Source organism: Xanthomonas prunicola, assembly GCF_025266575.1.
GTDB classification, from domain to species: Bacteria; Pseudomonadota; Gammaproteobacteria; order Xanthomonadales; family Xanthomonadaceae; genus Xanthomonas; species Xanthomonas prunicola.
Genome location: NZ_CP096142.1, coordinates 3434463 through 3454872, shown reverse-complemented (window position 1 = coordinate 3454872; position 20410 = coordinate 3434463). Strand labels below are relative to the sequence as shown.

Genomic DNA, 20410 nt, shown 5'->3' with positions numbered 1-20410 from the left:
CGACACATGCTGCCCGCAATGCACGGTGGATCGCAGTCACTGCGCCTGTGGCATGTCGCCGAACAACTGCCCCTGCACCGCGCCTTCTTCGACATCGCTGAAACCACTCAGGCCTACACCGACCAGGCGATAGCGCGTCTGCGCAGGCAGCTCCACGCGGCGGGTCAGTGACAGCGCGATCTGTGCCAGCGCCTCCTGCGAGGCAGGCGGCTGCTCGGGCGTATAGGAGCGCGTCAGGATACGGAAGTTGGAGGTCTTCAATTTCAGCACCACGGTGCGCCCGATGCGCTCGGTGCGGCGCGTGGCGAGCCAGGTTTTTTCCGCTAGCCGCAGGATGTGCGGATCCAGTGCATCAAGCGCGAGATCTTCGCTGAAGGTGTCTTCCGAGGAGACCGATTGCACTTCCTGGTCCGGCTCGACCGGACGCTCGTCGATGCCACGCGCGCGGCGATACAGGCTCTGCCCGAAACTGCCGAAATGCGCCTGCAGTTCTTCCAATGGGCGCTGACGCAGATCGGCCACGGTGACGATGCCCAGTGCTGCCAGCTTGCCCTCCATCACCTTGCCCACGCCGGGGATGCGATTGACCTTGAGCGGAAGCAAAAATGCATCGATGCGACTGGGTGCGATCACGAACTGGCCATCGGGCTTGCGCCAATCGGACGCGATTTTGGCCAGGAACTTATTCGGCGCAATGCCGGCCGATGCGGTGAGCTGGGTTTCTTCGCGGATCTGCGTGCGGATCAACTGCGCGATCTCGGTGGCCAGCTGCATGCCGGTTTTGGCTTGCGTGACATCCAGATAGGCCTCGTCCAGCGACAGCGGCTCCACCAGATCCGTATGCCGGTGGAAGATCTCGCGCACTTGCCGCGATACCGCCTTGTAGCGCGCAAAGTCCGGCGGCACGAAGATCGCATCCGGGCACAGACGCTCGGCGCGCACGGCTGGCATCGCCGAGCGAATGCCGAACGTGCGCGCTTCGTAGGAGGCAGCGCACACCACCGAGCGCGCACCGCGCCAGGCCACCACCACCGGCTTGCCGCGCAGGCTGGGGTCGTCACGTTGCTCCACGGACGCGTAAAACGCATCCATGTCCACGTGCACGATCTTGCGCATCAAGCAGGTTTCTCTGTCGCAGGCCTGTACCCATGATAAGCCAGCGCTGTCTCACACCTTGAGTCGATATGGACCACGACCCGGTCAAAAACGAGCGCGACCGCGCATCGAATGCCAACGAGTACGCATTGATTACACCAACGGCACAGCCGGCCACGCACGCCCACCGCCAACCCGTCGCCGCTGGCCCGAGCGCTGCGGTTTCGCCTACAGCACGACGCACCGCACTGCGCAATGGGCTGAAAACAGCACGCATGCGTACGGATAAAACGTTTGATTGAACCGCGCGATCTCATGCACCCTTCCCGGCCTCGCCTTTCGCTCCTTGCAGGAAACGTTCGTCATGACTCGTCAAAGCACGTACTCGCGCGACCAATTGCTGGCCAGCGCGCGTGGGGAACTGTTTGCACCCGATAGCGGCCGCTTGCCCAATGATCCGATGCTGATGTTCGACCGCATCACCGAGATCAGCGACACCGGCGGCGCACATGGCAAGGGCGTGATTCGTGCCGAACTGGATATTCGCCCGGACTTGTGGTTCTTCGGCTGCCACTTCATCGGCGACCCGGTGATGCCAGGCTGCCTGGGCCTGGATGCAATGTGGCAGCTCACCGGCTTTTTCCTCACCTGGATCGGCGCGCCGGGCCGTGGTCGCGCGCTGGGCTGCGGCGAGGTCAAGTTCACTGGCCAGGTGCTGCCCAGCGCCAAGCTGGTGAGCTACGAAATCGATGTCAGCCGCGTGATCAACCGCAAGCTGGTGATGGCGCAGACCGATGCACGCATGCTGGTGGATGGGCGCGAGATCTACGTCGCCAAGGATCTGCGTGTGGGCATGTTTACCTCAACGGAGAACTTCTGATGCGTCGCGTCGTCATCACCGGAATGGGCATCAACTCGTGCCTGGGCAACGATCTGGATACCGTCTCCAGCGCACTGCGCGAGAGCCGCTCCGGCATCACCGCGCTCCCGGATCACGCCGAGGCAGGGCTGCGTAGCCAAGTGGGCGGTGCGGTAGCGCTGGATCTGGACAGCCTGATCGACCGTAAGCTCAAGCGCTTCATGGGCGACGCCTCGGCTTACGCCTATTTGGCCATGCGCGATGCGATCGCCGATGCCGGACTGGATGCCGAGCACGTCAGCGGCCTGCGCACCGGTGTGATTGCCGGCTCCGGCGGCGGTTCCAGCCAGTGGCAGGTGGAAACTGCTGATCTGCTGCGCAACCGGGGCGTGCGCAAGGTGGGCCCGTACATGGTGCCGCGCACGATGTGTTCGGCGGTGTCCGCATCGCTGGCAACTGCGTTCAAGATCCGCGGCCTGAGCTACTCGCTATCGGCTGCGTGCGCGACCTCGGCGCATTGCATCGGCGCGGCCGCGGATCTGATCCGGCACGGCGCGCAGGATGTGATGTTCGCCGGCGGCGGCGAAGAACTGCACTGGACGATGAGCGTGATGTTCGATGCGATGGGTGCGCTGTCCACCGGCTTCAACGATCGCCCCGCCGTGGCCTCGCGCCCCTACGATGCGCAGCGCGACGGCTTCGTCATCGGCAGCGGCGGCGGCATGCTGGTGCTGGAAGACTACGACCACGCCATCGCACGCGGCGCACGCATCCATGCCGAACTGCTCGGCTATGGCGTGACGTCCGACGGTGCAGACATGGTCGCACCCAGCGGCGAAGGTGCCGTGCGCTGCATGCACATGGCCATGCAGGGGCTGGATCGCCCGATCGATTACCTCAACACGCATGGCACCTCCACACCATTGGGCGATGTCACCGAACTGGGCGCGGTGCGCGAAGTGTTCGGCGACACCGTACCGCCGCTGTCCTCGACCAAGGGGCTGTCCGGGCATTCGCTGGGCGCGGCCAGCGTGCACGAGGCGATCTATAGCCTGCTGATGCTGCGCGATGGCTTCATGGCCGGATCGGCGCATATCGAAGAACTCGATCCACGCGCCGAAGGTTTCCCGATCCTGCGGCAAACCCAGGAAGCGATCTTGCACACGGTGATGTCCAACAGCTTCGGCTTTGGCGGCACCAACGGCACGCTGGTGTTCGGCCGGGTCTGAAAAAAAGCGGCCTGCCTAGGGCCATCGGACCGAGGCAGGCCGTCGCGACGACGCTGGCCATGCTCCGCGTCGCTTTTGTATATCCGCTGAAACCGCTACTTCAGACCACTGACTCAAACCGCAGGGTCGGACCGCTGGGGCTGGGCTGGCACGGCCTCCACAGAGGCGTCGTCGCGTGGGGCCGCCGTCCACGCCGAACCGAGCGCGGCGAAAGCACCAACGCCCCAGGCCACCGACGATGCGGTACCCAGGTTGACCGCCTTGAGCGGCGCATTCTGCTGCGATGCCACGGTTGCGGCGGCCGCCAGCCCGGCGGCGGCCATATTCGCCGCACCACTGACGCCCTGCAGCACCCGGCTGGGCAATGCGCGTCCGGCATCGTTGGCGGCGCGCAGCAGGTTGGCGCCGCCGTTCACCGCCCAGGCCGCCGCCGACGCATAGGCCACACTGGTGTTGTCGCTGCCGGTCAGCGACGGTGCCACCGCACTCAGAACACCTGCAGCAGCACCTACTGCGTTAGCCCCGGATACCAGGGCATTGGCGGGCACGTTGCCAAGTTGGTTGATCGCCGCGCCGCCTGCCCACAGCGCACCGCTGAGAGTACCGGTGAGTCCGGCTGTCCGCGGCGCCGCAGACAGCCGCGAGGCGGCCATCGACAGCCCCGACGCCGCGGCGTCCATCACCGGGCCACCGTAGGCACCCAGCTGCTGCAGCCTTCCCGGCGCTGCTGCATGCGCGGGCTGCGCTGGCGCGTCACCGTCTGCAGGTGGCCTGGGTGAAGGTCGGGAAGGTGCCCGCGTCAGCGAAGACAGCCTGGCCTCGCCGGAGGGCGCTATGGTTGGTGCTGCGATCGATGCCGGCCCCGAAGTGCCGGCTTCCAGGTCGATGAGGCGACCTGCAGGGGAAACCACAGAAGACACTGTGTTGATTGCCATGTGCCACCTCGTTGCATTTGGGTGCTGCAAAGGCTATCCGGACCAGCGATAAACGCGCCGCAAACCCGTGGCCGCGCTGCGTAAACTCTGCGATACGCCACCCAAGCCGGCGTGGCCGGTTGCGCATGCGTTCATCGAAGACGCGCCGGCGACCGGCGCGCCATACCGCTGTCTCAGCCGGCCATGCCACTGTGGCGCAACAACGCATCGATACTTGGCGCGCGCCCACGGAAAGCACGGAAATTGTCAGACGCGCTGCGGCTGCCGCCGCGCGACAACACCTCATGGCGGAAACGTGCGCCAGTGTCGGCTACCTGCTCCGGCGCCTCTTCGAACGCAGCATAGGCGTCGGCGCTAAGCACTTCGGCCCATTTGTAGCTGTAATAGCCGGCTGCGTAGCCGCCCGCGAAGATGTGGCTGAACTGATGCGGGAAGCGATTCCACGCCGGCGGCCGATTGACCGCGACTTCGTCACGTACGCGCTCGATCAGCTGCAGCACGCTATCCTGCGCCGGGTCAAAACTACTGTGCAGCTGCATATCGAACAAGGCGAATTCCAGCTGGCGCACAGTGAACATGCCGCTCTGGAAATTGCGTGCCGCTAGCAAACGATCGAACAGGTTGCGCGGCAGCGGTTCGCCGGTCTGCACATGCGCGGTCATCGCCTGCACGCGTTCCCATTCCCAGCAGAAATTCTCCATGAACTGGCTGGGCAGCTCCACCGCATCCCATTCCACGCCATTGATGCCGGCCACACCCAGCTCACCGATACGCGTCAGCAACTGATGCAGGCCGTGGCCCATTTCATGGAACAGCGTGATGACTTCGCCATGGCGGAAGGTGGCCGGCGCGTCACCGCTGCCACGGCCGAAGTTGCACACCAGATACACCAGCGGCGTCTGCACGCCGTTGGCAGTTTCGCGACGATTGCGGCAGTCGTCCATCCACGCACCACCGCGCTTGCCTTCGCGCGCGTAAAGGTCCAGATAGAACTGCCCAACCAGGGCGCCTTGCGCATCTTCCAACCGGTAAAACCGCACATCCGGGTGCCAGACCGGCGCGCTGTCGGGTTTGACGGTGAGCCCGTACAGGCTGCGGATCACATCGAACACGCCGGCCAGCACCTTCGGCTCGGTGAAGTACTGCTTCACTTCCTGCTCGGAGAAGCTGTAACGCGCCTGCTTGAGCTTTTCCGATGCGTACGCCAGGTCCCAGGCCTGCAGTTCGTGCAGACCGAGTTCGTCGCGCGCAAAGGCCTCCAGCTCGGCACGGTCACGCTGCGCATGCGGCTTGGCACGCACGGCCAGATCACGCAGGAACCCCATCACTTCATCGGGGTTTTGCGCCATCTTGGTGGCGACCGAATAGTCGGCGTAACTTGCAAATCCAAGCAGTTGCGCCAGCTCCCCGCGCAGGGCGAGAATGCGATCGATATTGGCGCTGTTGTCCAGCGCGGCAGCGCCGAATTCGGACGCGCGCTCGGCGTTGGCGCGATACAGCAACGCGCGCAGTTCGCGGCTGTCGGCATCGCTTTGCACCGGCAGATAACACGGCATCTGCAAGGTGAACTTCCAGCCCGGCACGCCGTCCTTTTCTGCCGCGGCGCGTGCAGCGGCGACCACTTCAGCCGGCAGGCCTGAGAGCTGCGCCTGGTCTTCGGTCACGTAAGACCATGCATCGGTGGCGTCGAGCACGTTCTGCGAAAACTTGGCCGCCAATGCCGACAGTTCTTCCTGGATTTGCGCAAACCGCGCCTTGGCGTCGTCATCGAGCTCGGCACCGCCCAGGCGGAAATCGCGCAGCGCGTTTTCCAGCACCTTGCGACGCGCTTCATCGACGTGTGCGGCTTCCGGCGATTGCGCTAGCGCCTTGTATTGCGCATACAGCGCCAGATTCTGGCCCAGCGCGCTGCCGAAGCGGCTCACCTTGGGCAGCGCGCCATTGTAGGCCTCGCGCAGCTCGGGCGTGTTGACCACCGCCTGTAGATGTCCCACCTGCCCCCATGCACGCCACAGCCGCTCGGTGGCATCGTCCAGCGGCGTCACGAAACTGTCCCAGCGCACCGGGCTGACCTGCTCGGCCGCCTTCACCGCCGCCTCGGCCTCGGCGAGCAATTGGTCGATCGCCGGGCCCACGTGTTCGGGGCGGATCGCATCGAAGGACGGCAGTCCGGACAGATCGAGCAGCGGGTTGGTCATGGGGCGCTCCGGCGGTGGACAGGATCAGGAATGACAAAGATGTCTGGTGGAAGGTGCCGAGGCTCGGCGCGTCAACACGCTTGTGATATGGCGATCATTGCAGCGCAGCACAAGGCAGCTGCGGCAATGCGCCGCCGTTGACCGCGCCGGCAACGGCCGCATCGCTGTCGGTGACATCGATCGCCCGCTCCGCGTACCAGGCCGGGTTGTAGTAGCTGTGTGCGTAACGCTCGCCGGCATCGCACAGGATGGTGACGATGGAGCCCTGCCGGCCTTCTTCGCGCATCCGCTGCGCGGCGTGCAGCACGCCGATGAAGTTGGTGCCGGTGGAGCCGCCCACGCGACGGCCAAGGGTGGCGCTGACGTGGCGCATCGCCGCCAGGCTCAAGGCGTCGGGCACCTTGAGCATTTCATCCACACAGCTGGGAATGAAGCTCGATTCCACCCGCGGCCGGCCGATGCCTTCGATGCGCGAGCCGCCGGTGATCGCCAGCTCCTTGGGGCATTGCCCGTCCACCGCGCGGCAATAGCCGTCGAAGAACACCGACACTTCCGGGTCCACGCACAGGATGCGGGTGTGATGCCGGCGATAGCGCACATAGCGCCCCAATGTGGCGCTGGTGCCGCCGGTGCCGGGGCTGCAGACAATCCAGTCGGGAATCGGGTGCGGCTCCTCGGCGAGTTGCTTGAAGATCGATTCGGCAATGTTGTTGTTGGCGCGCCAGTCGGTGGCACGCTCGGCGTAAGTGAATTGGTCCATGAAGTGCCCGCCGGTCTCGTGTGCAAGCTGGTGCGAGGCGCTGTCCAGATCGCAGGCGCGCTCGACCAGATGGCAGCGGCCGCCCTGGAATTCGATCGCGGCGATCTTCTCCGGCGAGGTCGAGGCCGGCATCACCGCAATGAAGGGCACACCCAGCAAGCGCGCGAAATAGGCCTCGGAAATGGCGGTGGAGCCGCTGGACGCCTCGATCACCGGGCGCCCGGCACGCAGCCAGCCATTGGTGAGCGCGTACAGAAATAGCGAGCGCGCCAGACGGTGCTTGAGACTGCCGGTCGGGTGGCTGGACTCGTCCTTGAAGTACAGGTCGATGCCCGGATAACCCGGCAGGTTCATCGGAATCAGATGGGTGTCGGCCGAACGATTGAAATCGGCTTCGATCTTCTGGATGGCGGCGGCCACCCACTGGCGCTGCGACATGGCAGGACTTGGCTGCGAAAGTGGCCTCAATTCTACCGCTGTCGCCCGCTCGCCCACGCAGCCAGGTCATCGGGCGGACAGCTGGGGGCCGATGCTATGCTCACCGCACCTGTCCGCTGCCCCGAGCGCTCGTGCTGCATCGCCTGCTCCGCCTGCTGCTGTGCCTGTGCCTGGTTGCCAATACGGCCACCGGCGCCTGGGCGTCGGTAGGCATGGCGATGCCCGCTATTGGGATGGTAAATGCGGCAGCAAACCTGCACGCGGCAATGCCGGCAGCCATTGCGTGCCATGACGCCACGCCGCCGCCCGCCACAGCGCAGTTGCACGACAAGGCCACGCACGCGCACGCACGGGACTGCTGCAAGCTGGGCAGCTGCGATTGCCTGCAGCACTGCAGCCTCGCCTTGTTGGCCTTGCCTGCGGTACCTGCGGGCCAGCCCGGCCACCTGGCGTTACCGGCCACCTTGGCCGAAGGGCGCAGCAGCCCGCTGCCCGAGCAACCGGTGCGACCTCCTATCGCCTGAGCGCTGACGGCCTTGCCTTGGCCGTCATCGGCCCCGCGCGTGCATTGCGCGGGTTTTCTCAGCTGTGCGATGCGTCCGTCTTGCCGATGGAGCGCGCCGGAGATGTCATGTCTTTCGATTCCCCGTTTTCCAGTACCTCATCCAGCAACGGCCTGAGCCGGCGCCGCTTCGTGCAAGGCCTGGCCCTGGGCGGTGTTGCTGCTGCGGGCGGCCTGTGGGGCCGCGATGCGCGCGCAGCGACGCCGGCAAGTACGCCGGTGCTGCGCGGTAGCAGCCAGTCGCTGCAGATCGGCCGCATGCCGGTCAACTTCACCGGACGCGCCCGTCCCGCGATCACCGTCAACCAGAGCCTTCCGGCGCCCACCCTGCGCTGGCGCGAGGGCGACACGGTGAGCGTACGCGTGCGCAACGCGCTGACCGACCAGCCCACCTCGGTGCACTGGCACGGCCTGCTGCTGCCGGCCAACATGGATGGCGTGCCCGGCATGAGCTTCGATGGCATCGCGCCGGGCCAGGAGTATCACTACCGCTTTGCGCTGCGCCAGTCCGGCACCTACTGGTACCACAGCCACTCGATGTTCCAGGAGCAGGCCGGGCTGTATGGCGCGATCGTGATCGACCCGCTGACACCGCCGCCGTATCGCCACGATCGCGAGCATGTGGTGCTGTTGTCTGACTGGACCGACCTCGACCCGGCCGCGCTGTTCCGCCGGCTCAAACAGATGCCCAGCCACGACAACTACGCGCAGCGCACCATCGGCGATTTTCTACGCGATGCGCGCGAAGACGGCCTGCGCGCCACGCTGGCCGACCGCGGCATGTGGGGCCGCATGCGCATGACGCCCACCGACCTGTCCGACGTCAACGCCACTACCTACACCTACCTGCTCAACGGCGTGGCACCGGCAGGCAACTGGACCGGATTGTTCAAGCCAGGCGAAAAGGTGTTGCTGCGTTTCATCAACGGCTCGTCGATGACCTACTTCGACATCCGCATCCCCGGCGTGCGCATGACTGTGGTGGCTGCCGATGGGCAATACGTGCATCCTGTCAGCGTGGACGAACTACGCATCGCCGCGGCCGAGACCTTCGACGTGATCGTCGAACCGCTCGGCCAGGATGCGTTTACGCTATTCGCGCAGGACATGGGCCGCACCGGATTCGCCTGCGGCACGCTGGCAGTGCAGCACGGATTGCAGGCGCCGATTCCTGCGCTGGATCCACGCGCCATTCTGACCATGCAAGACATGGGGCATGGCGATGCAATGGGACATGGCGAACACGCGACGCATGACAGCGCTACAGCGCAAAGCGACCTGCATACGGCACACACGATGGCAATGCCGATGCCGGAAATGCAGTCGCATGGCCATGCCAGCGATGAGGCCAAGCGCAAGACACTGCATCATCCAGCCAGCGAAGATGGCAACCCGTTGATCGACATGCGCAGCAATGCCACAGCGCCACGCCTGGACGACCCCGGTGTGGGCTTGCGCGACAACGGCCGCCGTGTGCTGTGCTACGCCGACCTGCACAGCGTGTTCGACGACCCGGATGGGCGCGAACCCGGCCGCGACATCGAGCTGCATCTGACCGGGCATATGGAGAAATTTTCCTGGTCGTTCGATGGCATCGCCTTCGCCTCGGCCGACCCACTGCGGCTGCACTACGGCGAACGCCTGCGCATCGTGCTGGTCAACGACACCATGATGCAGCACCCCATCCATCTGCATGGCATGTGGAGCGATCTGGAAGATGCCGACGGCAACTTCCAGGTGCGCAAGCACACCATCGACATGCCGCCCGGCACCCGCCGCACCTACCGCGTGCGCGCCGACGCGCTCGGTCGCTGGGCGTATCACTGCCATCTGCTGTACCACATGGAAGCAGGCATGATGCGCGAAGTGCGGGTGGAAGCATGAGCCGCTTTCGCACCCAGGCCTGGTTGGTGGCCGCGTTCTTGGCGAGTGCATCTGCGGGTGCGCAAGAGCATCAGCACGATGCGATGGAGCACTCACCACAGGACATGCAGGACCATGCGATGCAGATGACTGATGGCGCGCAGAAGACGCCTGCCTCATCTCAGGCCGCACACATGGACCACGCCCACATGTCGCACGCTGCCACGGAGACTGGAACCACGGACCAGGAAGCGATGAAGCACGGATCCATGGACGATGCAGCCATGAGCCACCAGGCGATGGATCACTCGAAGATGGGCCACACGCAGCCCACCAATGCCGCGCAAATTCCTGCATCGCCCACCAACACCACAATCACCGGCAGCCTTGCCGATACACACAGTACCGCACTCCCACGCACTCCTATCCCGACACCCACTGCGGAAGAAATCGCCGCCGCATTCGTCCCATTGCAAGCGCATACGATGCACTCGGCAGGCATCAACCACTATGTCCTGCTCGATCGAATGGAAACTTCCAAAACCGAACGCGGTAGCGGCCAGGCATGGGAATCACGCGCATGGATCGGCGGCGACATCAATCGGCTATGGCTGCGCAGCGAAGGTGAGCGGCACGACGGACGCACCGACCCCGCCGCGCTGGAAGCCTTCTACGGCCATGCCATCTCGCCGTGGTGGGATCTGCTCGTCGGCGCACGTCAGGACATCGGCGCAGGCGACCATCGCAGCTGGGCGGCCTTCGGCGTGCAGGGACTGGCCCCCTACAAGTTCGAAACCGAAGCCACGTTGTCTGTGGGCAACGGCAGCCGCGCAGCACTGCGACTGGAAGGCGAATACGAGGTGCTGCTGACCAACCGGCTGATCCTGCAACCGCGCGTGGAAGCCGACATCGCGCTCACCGACGACAACCGCCGCGGGATGAGTAGCGGCCTGAAAGAAGCCGAACTTGGCCTACGCTTGCGCTACGAAATCACTCGCCGTTTCGCGCCATACATCGGTTGGGTGCATCGCCGCCGCTTCGGCGATAGCGCAGTACGTGCGGCGATGGCGGATGCACCCGCACGCGACAGCCACTTCGTTGTCGGTGTCCGCGTGTGGTTTTGAGGCAATGGCATCGTGCAGGCCGCTGCATTCGGCACCGTCATTACCGCTAATGCAGCAGAAACTTGACCAGTGGCCATGACACGCCAACCACCCCGCCCTCGCTAACATCAACACCCTCGCAGCACGCTGCGCCCTTATTCAAACCAGGAGACCGCCATGTCTTTGAACGATCTACAACACGTGCCAGGCGCCACCGCCGCGCCCGCCGACACGCACGGCTTCGTGTTCAACCACACCATGCTGCGTGTCAAGGATGCCAAGCAGTCGCTGGATTTCTACACACGCGTGCTGGGCTTCCGCCTGCTCGACGCACGCGATTTTGCCGACGCAAAATTCAGCCTGTATTTTCTCGCGCTGCTGCCGGAAGGCACCGCCATTCCCGATGACGACGCGCAGCGTCGCCTGTGGATGGCTGGCATCCCCGGCGTGCTTGAACTCACCCACAACCACGGCACCGAAACCCAGGACGGCCCGGTCTACCACGACGGCAACAACGACCCGCGCGGCTTCGGCCATATCTGTGTTTCAGTACCGGACATCCATGCCGCCTGCGCGCGCTTCGACAGCCTCAACGTGCCCTACCAGAAACGCCTGGAAGACGGCCGCATGAAGCACCTAGCCTTCATCAAGGATCCGGATGGTTACTGGGTAGAGATCATTTCCAATACGCCATTGGCGTAAGTGCTCGGCTCATCCGGCAAGCTGGCGCATGACCGGGGATGGAGATGGAAACCAGCGGATGCGGAGGCGAACGGCCACGCATCCGCTGCCCGAAAGCCCCACGTCGCCAAAGCGCGCGGGCACCGCCATAGCCGGCGCAACGACTGGACACACCGCCGGGCTGGAGTAGACTTTCGCCGCCCTCCGCAATGGATGCACCCCAATGCTCGTCAGGAAGATTTCACTGGTCCTTGCGCTAGCAACCATCGCCGCCTGCAAGCCGGCGACACCGGATACCACACCTCCGCAGACTGCCGCAGCCGCGGCCAGCACCACCCCCCCCCCTTCAGACAAGGATGCATCTCCCATGCAGGACGCAACCCAGGGATCGACCCAGCAATTGCAGCCGCCGCGGCCCGACAGCGTGCTGTATTTCATCAGCAACGTAGACGGCGATGGCGCCACCTCCTACGAAGTCGCCAATGGCAGCTGGATCAATTATTGGTACGGCTTTCAGTTCGAACTTGGCGGTACGCGTTATTACACCGGCTTTGCGTGGGAAACGCCCGAGCGCTTTGGCGCAGAAAGCGAAAACCACTATCCCGCGCCTGGCACCAAGGTGACGTTGGCCCATGCCACCTTCGTGACCAGCGAGCCGGGGAGCAAGACCCCTTGGAAGCTGCTTGGCGCAGAGCCCTACATCGGCGAATTCGGCGGCATGGAACAAGGCAACACCGTCGACACGAAACGCAAGCCGCAGACCTTTGTCACCGACGACGGCCGGCTGGTCCTGGCCGTGCCGACGTGGAGCCTGCAGTCGGGCGTCCGCATCCTTTCCTACGACACGCTCGTGTTCAACCCGAAGGACACCGATAACGTCAACGACAAGCATTGGACTTATATCGGCAATGTGCCAGCGGGGCAGGATAACAGTGCAAATTGTGGCGAGGATGCGCCTGGGAAGATTGCCTGCGTCAAGAACAGCAGCACGCTCGCGTTCGTTAAGCAGCCCGGCCTGCCTGCGCTGCGGGTGAGCGTTTCTGCAGATCCCCCGACGAGCGGGGGTGACGCGACGCTTGAATACCGCTACGATGCGGCCCACAAATCGTATTTGCCGACCCCTTAATACAGGACCAAAGGAATTGGTTCGGGCGGCGTACCGCTGCAGCCGCGTGGCTGCAGCACTCAATCAAGGACCTTGAGCGATGCCAACGAATTACTCACGAGCCCAAGTGCTCGACATCATCGAACGCGAAGCGGCCGAGCGGAATATTCCGCGTGACGACTTCCTGCGTTTTGCCCATGTAGAAACTGGCGGCGCCTTCGACGAGTTGGCCAGCCGCGGAGCCGGTGGCGCAAAGGGGCTATTTCAGTTCACTCCTCCGACCGCCGCGCAATACGGCATTGCTGGACGCGAGTTGGACGCCGTGGTCAACACCGATGCAGCCGCGCGGCTGTATCTGGACAACCGGACGAGTCTGGTTAATCGGCACGAACGTGATGGGCGGCCGTATCTTTCGGGGAAGCCCGAGCCCGACGGCCTGGACATGTACCTGGCCCACCAGCAGGGCGCCGGTGGCTACCGCTCTCTTCAGACGGCGATCGCCACGGGGACGTTTGGTCTCGAAAGCACACGCGCCAACATCCTCAACAATGTCGGCGAGAAAGAGCTGAAGTCGTTGACCGGTGTCGATTCGGCGACGTTCCGGCGCATGTCCGACAAGGACATGGCACAGACGTTCGTGCAGTACTGGGATACGAAGATGGACCGTATCCGTATTCCTGAAAAAGGCATCGAGCCCATTTCGGCCACGCAGCAGACACCGACGCAGTCTGCGCCGTCGCAGTCCGCGCCAGCCCAGCCGGAGAAAGCTGCAGCGCACGGTATCGCGCTCCACGCAGCCTATGACCTCACCAACAAGTACGACCACGTCAAATACGGTCTGGGCGCAAAAGATCCGGACAAGGGCAGGGTCGATTGTTCTGGCTGGGTGGTCGAGATGCAGAACGCGACCATGGATGAAATCAACAAGGGCGCCGGCAAGGCTGTCTTTACCAAGGACGAAAAGTTCAGCCCTGGTTTCGACAGTGCCTCGGAGCTGCTGCGCAAGGCCGAGCAGCGCTCTGGTGTCCTGATCCAAGGCAAAGACGTCACTGCCCAGACCCTCAAAGAGGGCATGATCATTGGCGAGGACAATGGCCCCCAGAGTTGGGACAAGGGGCGCTACAAGGGCATCGACCACATCACCATGGTGGTGCGCGACCCCAAGGATGGCCAGCTCAAGATCAGCCAATCGCGTGGCGGTGAGGGTGTCGACCTCAGCTCGCTGGATGCCTACCTTGAGCGCAAACACGCCAAGGGCGTCAAGCTCTACGCCAGCGACCCGCTATCTGAGGCGCGCGAGCTGCTGCAGGAGCGCAGCCAGAACAAGCAGCAATCTCACGCAGCGACCGAGCACAAGCACAGCCAGGCACATGCCGCCGCTGATGCGCCGAGTGTCCTGCGCGAAAATGCACGTGGCGCAGAAGTACGCACATTGCAGCAGACGCTGCAGCAACTGGGTTACAAGGACGCGGGCGGCAACGAACTCAAGCCCGACGGCGCCTATGGCCAGCGCACGAGTGACGCGGTCAAGGCGTTCCAGCGTGCGCATGGGCTGCAGGACGACGGCGTGGTTGGCCGCGACACGCTTGCTGCGCTGAAGCAGGCGGAAAAAACGCCTCTGCTCTCCGAGAAAACCAACCCAGACCACCCGCTCTTCAATCAAGCCGTCAGTAAGCTCGAACAGCTGGGCCCGAATGCCTTCGCCAACCGGCAGCAGTTGGTGAATGCTGCTGGCCACATGACCTTCGAAGCAAAGGTCAGCGGCTTGCAGCGCATCGACATGGTGGCGCCAAGCAAGGATGGCAATGGACTGTTTGGCGTACAGGGTCAGCTCAACGACCCGGCGCATCAGCGGATCTACACCGACAAGGCAACCGCTGCGGAACGTCCGCTGGAGCAAAGCAGCAATGCCGTGCGCCAGGAAGCGCAAACGCAAACGCAGGTTCAAGATCAGCATGAGCAGCAACGCAACCAGGCGCGCAGCGTCGGTTGATCTTCATGCAATGGAAACACAGAAGGGGCACCGATCGATGGATCGGTGCCCCTTCTGGTTTAAGCCCGCATGACTCGATTTTCTCGAATCACATCAGGCGACGGATATCCGGCGCCTACAGATCTGACCCGTCAATTGGACGCCGCAACAGCCTCTCTGTCAGGGAACCATTGCGGCAACCGCTCTGCGAATTTCGCTGCACATTCGTTGCTGTAGGCTTGTGCAGCCTCTTTGACCAACGCGTAATCGTTGGCTTCCCATTCTTCTAGCGAGGCGGTGCGCGGTGTCGGCGCACAGTCCAGACTGATCGGGCTCGCCTTGCGCTTCAGGAAGCCGCTGCGCTCACCACCAATCGTCACCGCATAGCGCAGCTCATAAGGCGATTTGGTATCGGCCAGGCTCTGATAAACGAGCAGCCAGTCAGACATCAGTACCTGCAACGGGAACGGGTCCGCGGGCAGTGCGGCCGGATGTCCGGTGAAGTAGGTCTTCAAATGCGCGTTGACTGCATCGCGCTGCAATTGATAGCCAGGATTCCCCAGGCCTTCCATTTTTTCGCCTTTCAGCTGATCTTTTCCGAAAGCCGATACTGCAACGCCACGCGCAAACAGGCTGGTCGCGATTTGCAAGCCTACCGCCACCCCGGTGTGACCGCGGCGCACGACACGCAGCATTTCGTCACCGTTAGGCAGACCGTTCGAGCCCACACGCATGCTGGAATGCAGCGGGAGCTGTAAGGCCCAATCCGCCGATGGCGCAACGACCGCGCCTGCATCGGACTGCAGACTTGGCTGCTCGCCTGTTGCAGCGACTGACACAGTACCTGCAACTGCAGCAGCGGCATAGGCCGTTGCTGTCGAAAAATCACCAGCCGCAAACGCTGGCACCACCGCAGTGGCCTCGGTCACGCGCGCAGGCGTACAGAACGTGCCAGCCGCGCGCATCTGCGCTTCATGGAAGCTTATGCCGTTGACCTGGTGCACCACGGCATCCTTGCCGTACTGCTCCACCAGCTTGCCGATCAATGCATCGGACGGCGATTGCTGTGCGCAGACCTTGGCGGCTGCGATGCGCGACCAGGCGAATTGCAGCGCAGGATCCCAGCCCATCGCATCTTCGCCCACGAATCCGTGGTCGTAGTGATACGCGTAGATGGCAGGGTCGATCTCCTGCAACGTCATTCCGCCCTGACCGGCATAGCCCAGCGGCACGTCTTGCGCAACGGCAAGCCCAGGCAGCGCCAATAGCGCCGCCGCGATACACGTCTTCATGAATCCCTGTCCCTATGGATCAGTGCGACGCGCTGCATGTCCCCCATGCAGCGCGACCGATGCACCAACGCTTGCACGCGCTGGCCCCAACATGCAGGGTTCTGATTGACGGGTAATGGCACAACGCACCCGGCGGATCGACCTGCAGGGATAGTGTGCCCACACAGGGCAGCCATCGCAGTCGGGGCGGTCCCGACGCATGTGGGGACCGCCCCTCAGATGCTCACTGCTCAGGCATGCAAAATTCCACCCGCGCTCGGTTGCCAATCGCGCGGGGTGCGCAGTGCGGCGAGGGTGCGCACCAGTTCGCGATAGCTCTCGGCCAGTTGCGCGAACAGACCTGCATCGCTGCAGCGGGTATCGGCCACTTCGGAGTACGCGCCTCTGCCCAGGTCGATGAAGTAATCCACACTGAGCCGACGGCGTTGCGCCACGCCTGGGAACAAGCCTGCAATCAGCAAACAGCCGTCGCCCACATCGCGCAACGCGTCGGCACGCACGCTACCGATCTGGTCTTGCGCATGCAGCCATGCCAGCGCCTGCGTCCGCGAAAGCAGATGCGCATCGCGCTGGAAGCGCAGCAGCACGAACACCAGATAGTGCTCGCGCGATTCGTCCAGCGGACGCGCAGTCCGCTGCCCTGCCTCGCGCACCAACGCCTGCCACAATTCCGCCGGCGCCCCCTGTTTGAAAGACTCGTGCATACGTCCTCCTGCGTGGTGTGGACCCTCGCAAGGAGCTTATGCATAACTTGGGCCACTGCGTTGGCAGAGGCTGTGGTGGAGCGCTAAGCGGTCCAACGTCTGCGACCGGAAGGCCGGACGAATCTCCACTGCCAACCGTCTTGAATGGCCGCACACATCCGCCCACACCACATGGCGAGCGGCTCCAAGGCGGGCGCGTACGGCAGACAACAGCCAGAGTGGAAGGCGTGGTGCATGAGCATTCCGCCACCGCCCGCCCGACGACGCAGCAGGGTTTTGGGCTGCTGTTACTCCACCGTCACCGACTTGGCCAGGTTACGCGGCTTGTCCACATCGGTGCCGCGTGCCAGGGCCGTGTGGTAGGCCAGCAACTGCACCGGAATGGTGTGGATCACCGGCGACAGCGCGCCGGCATGGCGTGGAGTGCGGATGACATGCACGCCTTCGGAGTCGCTGAAGTGGCTGTCCTGGTCGGCAAACACGAACAGCTCGCCGCCGCGGGCGCGCACTTCCTGCATGTTGGATTTGACCTTCTCCAGCAGTCGATCGTTCGGTGCGATCACCACCACCGGCATCGCCGCATCCACCAGCGCCAGCGGGCCATGCTTCAACTCGCCGGCCGGATACGCTTCGGCGTGGATATAGGAGATTTCCTTGAGCTTGAGCGCGCCTTCCAGCGCGATCGGGTAATGCAGGCCGCGGCCGAGGAACAGGGCATTTTCCTTCGGCGAAAAACGCTCCGCCCAGGCCATGATCTGTGGTTCAAGATTCAAGGCGTGCTGCACGCTGCCGGGTAGAAAACGCAGCTGCTCCAGATACTCCGCTTCTTCGGCGTCGCTGATGCGGCCCTGCAATTTGCCCAGCACCATGGTGAGCTGGAACAACACCGCCAGCTGGGTGGTGAATGCCTTGGTCGATGCCACGCCGATCTCGGCGCCGGCACGCGTGTAGCAGACCAGTTCGCTGGCGCGCGGGATTGCGCTCTCCGGCACGTTGCAGATCGACAGCGTGTGCAGATGCCCGAGCGATTTGGCGTATTTCAGCGCTTCCATCGTGTCCAGCGTTTCGCCGGACTGCGAGATGGTGACGATCAGGTGCTTGGGATTTGCATACGCGGTGCGGTAGCGGTACTCGCTGGCAATCTCCACGCTGCACGGCAGCCCGGCAATGGCTTCGATCCAGTAACGCGCGGTCATGCCGGCGTAGTAGCTGGTACCGCAGGCCAGGATCTGCACACCTTCGATATCGCGCAATACCGTTTCTGCGTTGGCACCGAACAGCGATGCAGGAAAGCCCTTGGCATCGATGGCAGCTTCGATGGTGTCGGCCAGTGCACGCGGCTGCTCGTGGATTTCCTTCTGCATGAAATGCCGGAACGGCCCCAGCTCCAGCGAGGCCAGCGACACGTCCGACAAATGCAGCGGGCGCTCGATCGGCGCATCGTTGCTGTCGAAGATGCGCACGCCATCGCGGCGCAGTTCGGCGGTGTCGCCTTCTTCAAGGAAGATCACCTGGCGCGTGGCCTGCACGATGGCCGACACGTCGGAGGCGACGAAGTTCTCGCCCTCGCCCACCCCGATAAGCAACGGACAGCCCATGCGTGCGCAGACGAAGCGTTCCGGTTCGGCTTGGCTCATCACTGCCAGCGCGTAGGCACCAGTGAGTTCCTTGACGGTGCGCTGCAGCGCGGTCAGCAGGTCGCTGGCGCTGCCCAGATGATGATGGATGAGATGCGCGATGACCTCGGTGTCGGTCTGCGACTCGAAGGTGTAGCCGAGCGCGCGCAATTTTTCGCGCTGCTCTTCGTGGTTTTCGATGATGCCGTTATGCACCAGGGCCACGCCAGCGCTGATGTGCGGATGCGCGTTGGCTTCGGTCACGCCACCATGGGTGGCCCAGCGCGTGTGGCCGATGCCCAGGGTGGCGCCGAACTGCTCGGCTTGCGCGGCCTGCGCCATCTCGGCCACCCGCCCGGTGCGACGCACCCGGCGTACCTGCGCGCCGTCGAGCACTGCAATGCCGGAAGAATCGTAGCCGCGGTATTCCAGGCGCTTGAGTCCCTCGATCAGGACCGGGACCACATCGCGCCCGGCGATCGCTCCGACAATGCCGCACATAGGACAGCTCTCAGAAAAGAAGTCGGACATTTTAGCGTGTCCGCTCTTGTCCGCTGCATGACCCTGCCCGGACAGCGTGTCCGCCACCGGTGTCCGCGGACACTGCGGACACCCGCCGCATTGACCCGAATACCTTTGATATCAGCCACTTGGAAGTTGGCACGCAGCCTGCTTCGTCAGCATGACGCCACCGAGCACGCCGACCATGATTCGTGACACGTCTGCCCAGGACCAGGTTCTTCGTACACCCGCCGGCAAGCCGCGGTGGCGTCGTTGGCTGTGGCCCGGCGTCGCCACCGTAGCGGTGCTGGCCGCTATCGGTTGGGCGATCAGTGCCTGGAGCGCCGGCAGCCGCTCCTTCGATGCCAGCCGGGTGCGGATCGCCACGGTGAGCCAGGGCGACCTGGTACGCGACATCGCCGCCGACGGCCGCGTCATCGCCGCCAACAGCCCGGTGCTGTACGCCATCTCGGCCGGCACGGTGACGCTGAGCGTGGTGGCCGGCGACGTGGTCAAGCAGGGTCAGGAGCTGGCGCGCATCGACAGCCCGGAGCTACGCAGCAAGCTGGCCCAGGAGCAGGCCACGCTGGCCGGCCTGGAAGCCGAATCCAGCCGCGCCGCCCTGGATGCCACCCTGGCGCGTGCCAACGCCAGCAAGCTCACCGACCAGGCCAAGATCGACAAGCAGGCCGCCGCACGCGACCTGGAACGCTACCAGCGCGGTTATGACGGTGGCGCCGTGCCGCAAGTGGAGTTGGCCAAAGCGCAGGACACCTTGAAGAAGACCGACATCGACCTGCAGCACGCCCAGCGCGATGCCTCACTGAAAAGCCAGGGCGCGGATCTGGATTCGCGCAACAAGCGCCTGCTGGCGGATCGCCAACGCGCCGTAGTGGCCGAGGTGCAGCGCCAGGTAGACGCGCTCACGCTGCTGTCGCCGTTCGATGGCCAGGTCGGCCAAGTACAAGCGGTGCAGCACACACAAGTGGCCGCTAACGCGCCGATCCTGGGCGTGGTGGATCTGTCCAAGTTCGAAGTGGAGATCAAGGTGCCGGAAAGCTTCGCGCGCGATCTGGCGATCGGCATGCCCGCGCAGCTCACCAGCGGCAGTGGCGAGCCGTTTCCGGGCGCCATCTCGGCGGTTTCGCCGGAAGTGGTCAATGGCGAAGTCACCGCACGTATCCGCTTCACCGACAAGCAGCCGCCCGGCCTGCGCCAGAGCCAGCGCATGAGCGCACGCGTGGTGATGGACACACGCCGCAACGTGCTCAAGGTCGAACGCGGCCCGTTCGTCGAACAATCCGGCGGCAGCTACGCCTACGTGATGGACGGCAACACCGCCGTGCGCCGCCCCGTGCGCATGGGCGTCAGCAGCCTGGGCGAGGTGCAGGTGCTGTCCGGGCTGCAGGTCGGCGACCGCGTGGTGGTGTCCGGTGCAGACAACTTTGGCGATGCACCGCGCGTCACCGTTCACTAATTCTCTTTCGCACACACCTC

The 20410-nt window shown here is 64.1% G+C and carries 17 protein-coding genes; 10 read left to right on the top strand and 7 right to left on the bottom strand.

What is annotated here, in order from left to right:
• Positions 1 to 36: 36 nt before the first annotated feature.
• The gene (gene dinB / locus M0D43_RS14810) at positions 37 to 1116 is read right to left on the bottom strand and encodes a DNA polymerase IV (protein WP_260807318.1); all 1080 of its coding nucleotides are present in this window, start codon (positions 1114 to 1116) and stop codon (positions 37 to 39) included.
• Between the two features lie 68 nt (positions 1117 to 1184).
• Here dinB and M0D43_RS14805 point away from each other — a divergent pair, with 68 nt between their 5' ends.
• The 3 genes from M0D43_RS14805 to fabB all read left to right on the top strand — a co-directional run bounded on the left by M0D43_RS14805 (position 1185) and on the right by fabB (position 3183).
• On the top strand, positions 1185 to 1397 hold the full coding sequence (locus tag M0D43_RS14805; protein WP_252162008.1) for a hypothetical protein: 213 nt from the start codon (positions 1185 to 1187) through the stop codon (positions 1395 to 1397).
• A gap of 62 nt (positions 1398 to 1459) precedes the next feature.
• A complete protein-coding gene (gene fabA, locus M0D43_RS14800; RefSeq protein ID WP_101362488.1) occupies positions 1460 to 1975 on the top strand; it encodes a 3-hydroxyacyl-[acyl-carrier-protein] dehydratase FabA in 516 nt (171 codons plus the stop codon).
• Complete coding sequence (gene fabB / locus M0D43_RS14795; protein WP_252162007.1) at positions 1975 to 3183, top strand: beta-ketoacyl-ACP synthase I; 1209 nt, start codon at positions 1975 to 1977, stop codon at positions 3181 to 3183. The genes fabA and fabB overlap by 1 nt, the downstream gene beginning before the upstream one ends.
• A 113-nt stretch (positions 3184 to 3296) precedes the next feature.
• On the opposite strand, the gene M0D43_RS14790 is transcribed toward fabB, so the two are convergent.
• From M0D43_RS14790 to M0D43_RS14780, 3 genes are all read right to left on the bottom strand, one after another.
• Positions 3297 to 4118: a hypothetical protein gene (locus M0D43_RS14790; RefSeq protein WP_252162006.1), complete on the bottom strand. Its 822-nt coding sequence runs from the start codon at positions 4116 to 4118 to the stop codon at positions 3297 to 3299.
• Between the two features lie 173 nt (positions 4119 to 4291).
• Positions 4292 to 6316 carry a M3 family metallopeptidase gene (locus tag M0D43_RS14785; protein WP_252162005.1) on the bottom strand — a complete coding sequence of 675 codons (2025 nt, stop codon included), beginning with the start codon at positions 6314 to 6316 and terminating at the stop codon, positions 4292 to 4294.
• A 94-nt stretch (positions 6317 to 6410) separates the two neighbouring features.
• Entirely contained in the window at positions 6411 to 7514 is a 1104-nt protein-coding gene (locus tag M0D43_RS14780) for a PLP-dependent cysteine synthase family protein (RefSeq protein ID WP_252162004.1), read from the bottom strand.
• 131 nt (positions 7515 to 7645) lie between these two features.
• Here M0D43_RS14780 and M0D43_RS14775 point away from each other — a divergent pair, with 131 nt between their 5' ends.
• The 6 genes from M0D43_RS14775 to M0D43_RS14750 all read left to right on the top strand — a co-directional run bounded on the left by M0D43_RS14775 (position 7646) and on the right by M0D43_RS14750 (position 14821).
• Positions 7646 to 8038 carry a CopL family metal-binding regulatory protein gene (locus M0D43_RS14775; RefSeq protein ID WP_252162003.1) on the top strand — a complete coding sequence of 131 codons (393 nt, stop codon included), beginning with the start codon at positions 7646 to 7648 and terminating at the stop codon, positions 8036 to 8038.
• 86 nt (positions 8039 to 8124) lie between these two features.
• Positions 8125 to 9960, top strand: a complete 1836-nt coding sequence (locus tag M0D43_RS14770) for a copper resistance system multicopper oxidase (RefSeq protein WP_252162002.1) — start codon at positions 8125 to 8127, stop codon at positions 9958 to 9960.
• A complete protein-coding gene (locus M0D43_RS14765) occupies positions 9957 to 11063 on the top strand; it encodes a copper resistance protein B (RefSeq protein ID WP_252162001.1) in 1107 nt (368 codons plus the stop codon). Before M0D43_RS14770 ends, M0D43_RS14765 begins: the two co-directional genes overlap by 4 nt.
• Positions 11064 to 11219: 156 nt before the next feature.
• Entirely contained in the window at positions 11220 to 11744 is a 525-nt protein-coding gene (gloA, locus tag M0D43_RS14760) for a lactoylglutathione lyase (protein ID WP_252162000.1), read from the top strand.
• Between the two features lie 346 nt (positions 11745 to 12090).
• Positions 12091 to 12849 (top strand): hypothetical protein, encoded by a 759-nt coding sequence (locus M0D43_RS14755; RefSeq protein WP_260807316.1) that lies wholly within the window; start codon positions 12091 to 12093, stop codon positions 12847 to 12849.
• A gap of 106 nt (positions 12850 to 12955) precedes the next feature.
• Positions 12956 to 14821 carry a peptidoglycan-binding protein gene (locus M0D43_RS14750; RefSeq protein ID WP_252161999.1) on the top strand — a complete coding sequence of 622 codons (1866 nt, stop codon included), beginning with the start codon at positions 12956 to 12958 and terminating at the stop codon, positions 14819 to 14821.
• A 131-nt stretch (positions 14822 to 14952) separates the two neighbouring features.
• Here M0D43_RS14750 and M0D43_RS14745 read toward each other — a convergent pair whose 3' ends face one another.
• From M0D43_RS14745 to glmS, 3 genes are all read right to left on the bottom strand, one after another.
• Positions 14953 to 16092, bottom strand: coding sequence for a hypothetical protein (locus M0D43_RS14745; RefSeq protein WP_252161998.1), 1140 nt, complete (start codon positions 16090 to 16092; stop codon positions 14953 to 14955).
• Between the two features lie 230 nt (positions 16093 to 16322).
• Entirely contained in the window at positions 16323 to 16796 is a 474-nt protein-coding gene (locus M0D43_RS14740; RefSeq protein WP_252161997.1) for a hypothetical protein, read from the bottom strand.
• A gap of 287 nt (positions 16797 to 17083) precedes the next feature.
• A complete protein-coding gene (gene glmS, locus M0D43_RS14735) occupies positions 17084 to 18913 on the bottom strand; it encodes a glutamine--fructose-6-phosphate transaminase (isomerizing) (protein ID WP_252161996.1) in 1830 nt (609 codons plus the stop codon).
• A 205-nt stretch (positions 18914 to 19118) separates the two neighbouring features.
• Here glmS and M0D43_RS14730 point away from each other — a divergent pair, with 205 nt between their 5' ends.
• Positions 19119 to 20390: an efflux RND transporter periplasmic adaptor subunit gene (locus tag M0D43_RS14730; RefSeq protein WP_252161995.1), complete on the top strand. Its 1272-nt coding sequence runs from the start codon at positions 19119 to 19121 to the stop codon at positions 20388 to 20390.
• Positions 20391 to 20410 lie beyond the last annotated feature (20 nt).